The sequence below is a fragment of the Micromonospora sp. 15K316 genome (genome assembly GCF_004348525.1).
Taxonomy (GTDB): Bacteria; Actinomycetota; Actinomycetes; order Mycobacteriales; family Micromonosporaceae; genus Micromonospora.
This window is the reverse complement of sequence record NZ_SMKG01000334.1, coordinates 1-4,513: the sequence shown is the minus strand read 5'-3', so window position 1 is coordinate 4,513 and position 4,513 is coordinate 1. Positions and strand designations below refer to the sequence as shown.

Below are 4,513 nucleotides of genomic sequence, written 5' to 3'. Positions count from 1 at the left end.
CCCCCGCCCCGGCTCACCGCCGGCGCGGAAGTCAGTACCGCCACGGCCGGCCGGTCTCGCGGTACTCCTCCACCGGGACCAACGGCACGCCGGGCGTCATCCGGTCGACGTAGAGCCGCCCCTCCAGGTGGTCGATCTCGTGTGCGACGAGCCGGGCCATCCCGTACTCGAACGAGGTGATGATCCGGCTGCCGTCCCACTGCGCGTGCTCCACGTCGAGCCGCAGCGGCCGGGGCACGAGACCGCGGTGGTCGAAGAAGGAGAGGCAGCCCTCGTACTGCTCGTCCGTGTCGGGTGACACCTCGACCACCCGGGGGTTGAGCAGCACGACCGGTTCGGCGTTCCGGTCCGGGGGCCGGATCACGGCCACCGCCCGGGCGACGCCGAGTTGTGGCGCGGCGATGCCGACTCCCTTGCTGAACGGATGGAGCTCGTCGAGGCGGACGAGGGTGGCGCTGAGCCGGTCGACGACGCTCCGGGCGGCCGACTCCTCGGCGGGCAGGTCGAACGGGTGGGCCACCTGCCGCAGCAGGTCGTTGCCGCGCTGCACCACCCCCAGGGCACGCATCCGGTCGCTCGGGCGGACCCGGCCGTCCAGCGGGGTGTCGTGCTCCGGCTCCGGCCGGGCCCGGAACCGCCACTGCATCCGGTAGCGGGCGTTCAGCGGCGGATCCTCGGTCTCCCACTCGAAGATCGCGCGGTCGCCCTCGTCGCGCCGTTGGACGGGGGTGCGCAGCGGGCCCTCCTCCGCCGAGAGCGAGGTCTCCGCGCCCCAGACCTGCGGGTCGAGGGCCGCCGGCAGATCCAGGCGTACGGCGAGGTGCCGGGTGGGTAGCCGGACCGCCCGCTGGAACCAGGGCCCCCACTTCTCCGCCCCGACCCGGTAGGCGTACTCGATGGTGGCGCGGTCGCCGGGGTAGAGCGGGAAGCGGCGTTCGCCGTTGTCGAAGAGGAGCCAGACCTCCTTGAACGCGTCCCGGTCGTGCTTGGCCCGCCAGTGCATCGGCTCGCGCTCGCCGCCGCCGTCGTCCCGGTACGCGCGCAGCTGCAGTTCCGCGAAGGTGAGTGGATGTTCCCGGTGGTGCCGGTTGGAGCGCCCCGGGTCGTTCGGGTAACGGTCGACCGCCACCCGGACCAGGTAGCGGGTGACCGGCTCGGTGCCGGCGTTGTAGAGCTCCCGCCGGATCACGCACCGGTAGCCCTCGTCGCTGTGGCTGAGGGTGGCGGATTCACGCTCGACAACCAGGCCGGTGCCGGGGGGAAGCCACTGCCCGGGCAGCGGCAGGTCGCGGTGCGCCTGCCCGTTCCGGGCCTGCCGGGCGTCGTCGTACTCGCGGAACCGCTGCCAGATCGCGCCGCCGGCCTCCAGGACGGCCTCGGCCCGCCGGGCGAAGTCCTCGGTGGGGCGGTGTCGCCGTCCCTCGACGTGACTGACGTACGACGGGTCGAAGCCCATCAGTACGGCCAGCTGTTTCTTGGACAGCCCCCGCCCTGTTCGCTGGCGCGCGAGTTCGGCGGCGAAGGAGTCGACAGCACGATCGAGGGGTGAGGTGGTCATCGGCTTCCTCGTGGCCGGGAGTATCAGTTTCACGTTCCGTGGCCGGACAAACACGAAACTGCCACCTAGCCGACAATGTGCTTGACAATGCACCGACGACCGTCGATCCTGCGGCGCCTCCTGCCAGGGGCGGTGCGTTTTTCCGGTACCGGCAGGGGTAGTAACGGCGGGCACGAAGGTCGCCACCTGCACGGACTTGGAGGCCGGGAAGGTGACCGAGGCCTCCCGATCCGCCGGAATCCGACCTTCCGGGGAGCGGCGGGCTGTGGTTAGGCTAGCCTTAGCTCAACTGATGGCGTGGGGGGGACGGGGGATGATCGAGTGACAGCGGTGATGCCGAGCCGCGATCTCGCTGCCGCCCCGCTGACCCCGGTCACCGCGGCGCTGCGCGCGATGTTCGGCACCGACGAGATCCCCGGCCTCGCGCCCGGCCTCACGGTCGCCGACGAGATCGGCTGGATCCCGGCCACCGCCCTCGTCGACGGTTCCCGGCTGCCGGATTTCCTGCACGCGGCCGCCCTGCGCTGGGACGGCACCCCGCACGCCTGTGCCGCCTTGGCCTGGAAGTCGTACAGCTACTGGTGCAGCCTGCCGGCCGTGCTCGGCTGGGCCTCGGCCCGGCGGGTGCCGCTGCTCGACCCGTCCACCGTCCTGATCCACTTCGACGATCCCCGCCCGCTGCTCACCTTCGGCCTGCACCCCTCGACCACCGTGGCGGTGCTGCCCGGTGACCCGCTCGCCCTGACCGGCGGCCCCGGGGTGCGGGTGGTGGCCGACGAGGCCGAGCTGCTCGACGTACTGCGCGCCTCGCTGCTGGACGCCCACCTGCTGCCGGTGATCAAGGCGATCCAGGCGGAGGTGCGGATCGGCACCCGTACGCTCCTCGGCTCGGTGGCCTCCGGCATCTCGGCCGGGGTGTTGCGCGCCGCGGACGGGCTGCCCGGCCCGTCGGCGGAGACGATCGCCACCCTGCTCGACGCCCTCGGCCTGCAGGACCTGGTCGAGCTGGTGCCCGGCCCGGGCGGGGAACCGGTCGTGCAGCGCCGCACCTGCTGCCTGGCCTTCACGCTGCCCCAGCCGAAGGTCTGCCGGGGCTGCTGCGTCCGCCAGGCCTGATCGGCCACCTCCCGCCGCGGCACGACGGCGGCGTCGCGGGGCGCGGCAGACGTCCGGGCTTCCTCGGCGGGGCCCGGTGCTCAGTCGGTCAGCGGGCGAACGTCCCAGAGCCAGACGCCCCCCGTGAAGATCGGCTGGATGCCGGTCAGTTCGGTCATCCCCCGGCGCAGCGCGTCGGCGTTCCGGCGTGGCCCGAGGATCACCACGCCGGCCCGCCAGTACCGCAGGTCGTCGACCGCGTTCACCCGGCCCTGCGGGGTGATCGGAGGTACCGCTCCCGTGCGCCGGATCACCGTGAAGAAACTGCTGGTGGGGCGGGGCGGGGCGGTGAAGAGGGCCGCGCCCCGCTCCTGTGCGTGCGGCCGGTCGTCGGGCCCGAGGAAGTAGCCCCGCGCCAGCGGCATCTCCAGCCGGGTGACGGCCGACCAACGCAGCGGCTCGGCGTAGTTGGTGTCCGGCAACGGCAGGGTGACCACGCTGCGGCCGCCCGCCACGTACGGGCGCCAGGCACCGGAGGTGACGAACGTGGGGACCGGATCGAGGCGGGTCGCCGGCAGCGGGGTCGGCACGAGCGGCAGCAGGGCCATGGCGAGCACGGTCACCGTCGCGAAGCGGATCTGCGGTCGCGCCACCGGGTGCCGGACGGCCAGTTGCCGGGCACACTCGGCGCCGAGCGCGAGCAGCAGCCCGATGATCGGGGTGAGCGCCAACGCCCACCGGGTCGGCACCACCGAGTGCAGGATCGGCAGGTCCTCCAGGAGGGCCCAGAGGCTCGGCACACCGGTCTCCCGGCCATCGAAGATCACCTCCCGGCCGAGCGAGAGCACCGCGAAGAGCACCCCGAGCACGGTCAGGGTGAGCGCCAGCACGTTACGCCGCAGCCACCAGACCAGGGCGATCACCAGCACCACCAGCGCCCAACCGAAGAAGCTGTTCTCCTCGGTCGGGTTCTTCGCCAGCCCCTCCGCCGTACGGGGGCTGCCGGCCAGCGACTCGCGGGAGTAGGCCACGAACGACGCGAGGTCGCTCGAGTAGCCCCGGATCAGCCGGGACAGCCCCTGGTACGACCCCGGTCCGAAGAACTGCACGGAGAGCGGGTACGCGAGCGCGACCGCGGCGACACCGGCGGCGACACCGAGCCCGGCGAGGAAGGGGCGCGCGCGGGTGCGCAGCTCCGGCCGGCGGATGGCGAGCAGCGCCACCACCACGCCCAGCCCGATCGCGACCATCAGCAGGATCTCGAGGTTGAGGAACGCCTGCCAGACGATCACCAGCGCGAGCAGTACGCCGTTGCGCAGCCAGCGCCCCCGCTCGGCGAGGCGCAGCGTGCGCCAGATGATCAGGGGCACCACGAACTGCGACACGATGTTCGGGTGCGAGTTCGCGTGGGACACCATGGCCGGCGCGAACGCGCAGAAGGCGGCGCCCAGCCAGGCCGGGCCACGCGAGCCGATCAGCACCCGGGAGAAGAGGAAGTACCAGGCCGTCCCGGTCGCGATCATTCCGAGGGTGAGAAAGAGCAGGAACGAGGCACGGGGGCCGAACAACAGGGTGACCGGCGTCAGCGGCAACGAAACGGATAATACGGACGTGTTCGCCATCAAATTGACGCCGTCCGGCACATTCATCCGATCCGAGTGGAACGGGTATGCGAATTGCGTGACGACCCGTGCACCGTGCGCCATCATCCACTCGAACTGCGCCTGATCCGACCGGTTGTCCCGAATGCCATTACGCGGGTCGAGCCAGAGCCGCGCCGTCACCCAGAAACCCAGAGCCACGAAGCTCAGCACGGCGAGAAGGTCGATCCGACGCCCCCGCCCCGAGCGCTCCTCCCGC

3 protein-coding genes are annotated in these 4,513 nt (G+C 72.1%); 1 reads left to right on the top strand and 2 read right to left on the bottom strand.

Annotated elements, in window-relative coordinates:
- Positions 1-31: 31 nt before the first annotated feature.
- A complete protein-coding gene (locus tag E1211_RS30895) occupies positions 32-1,558 on the bottom strand; it encodes a peptide deformylase (RefSeq protein WP_132353575.1) in 1,527 nt (508 codons plus the stop codon).
- Between the two features lie 333 nt (positions 1,559-1,891).
- Here E1211_RS30895 and E1211_RS30890 point away from each other — a divergent pair, with 333 nt between their 5' ends.
- Positions 1,892-2,674, top strand: a complete 783-nt coding sequence (locus E1211_RS30890; RefSeq protein ID WP_132353579.1) for a hypothetical protein — start codon at positions 1,892-1,894, stop codon at positions 2,672-2,674.
- 80 nt (positions 2,675-2,754) lie between these two features.
- On the opposite strand, the gene E1211_RS30885 is transcribed toward E1211_RS30890, so the two are convergent.
- Positions 2,755-4,482 carry a DUF2029 domain-containing protein gene (locus E1211_RS30885; RefSeq protein WP_132353577.1) on the bottom strand — a complete coding sequence of 576 codons (1,728 nt, stop codon included), beginning with the start codon at positions 4,480-4,482 and terminating at the stop codon, positions 2,755-2,757.
- Between the last annotated feature and the right edge of the window lie 31 nt (positions 4,483-4,513).

What these genes read in the sequence shown, in the direction of transcription:
- E1211_RS30895 (WP_132353575.1), bottom strand. Translation starts at nt 1,558, where the DNA reads ATGACCACCTCACCCCTCGATCGTGCTGTCGACTCCTTCGCCGCCGAA.
- E1211_RS30890 (WP_132353579.1), top strand. Translation starts at nt 1,892, where the DNA reads ATGCCGAGCCGCGATCTCGCTGCCGCCCCGCTGACCCCGGTCACCGCG.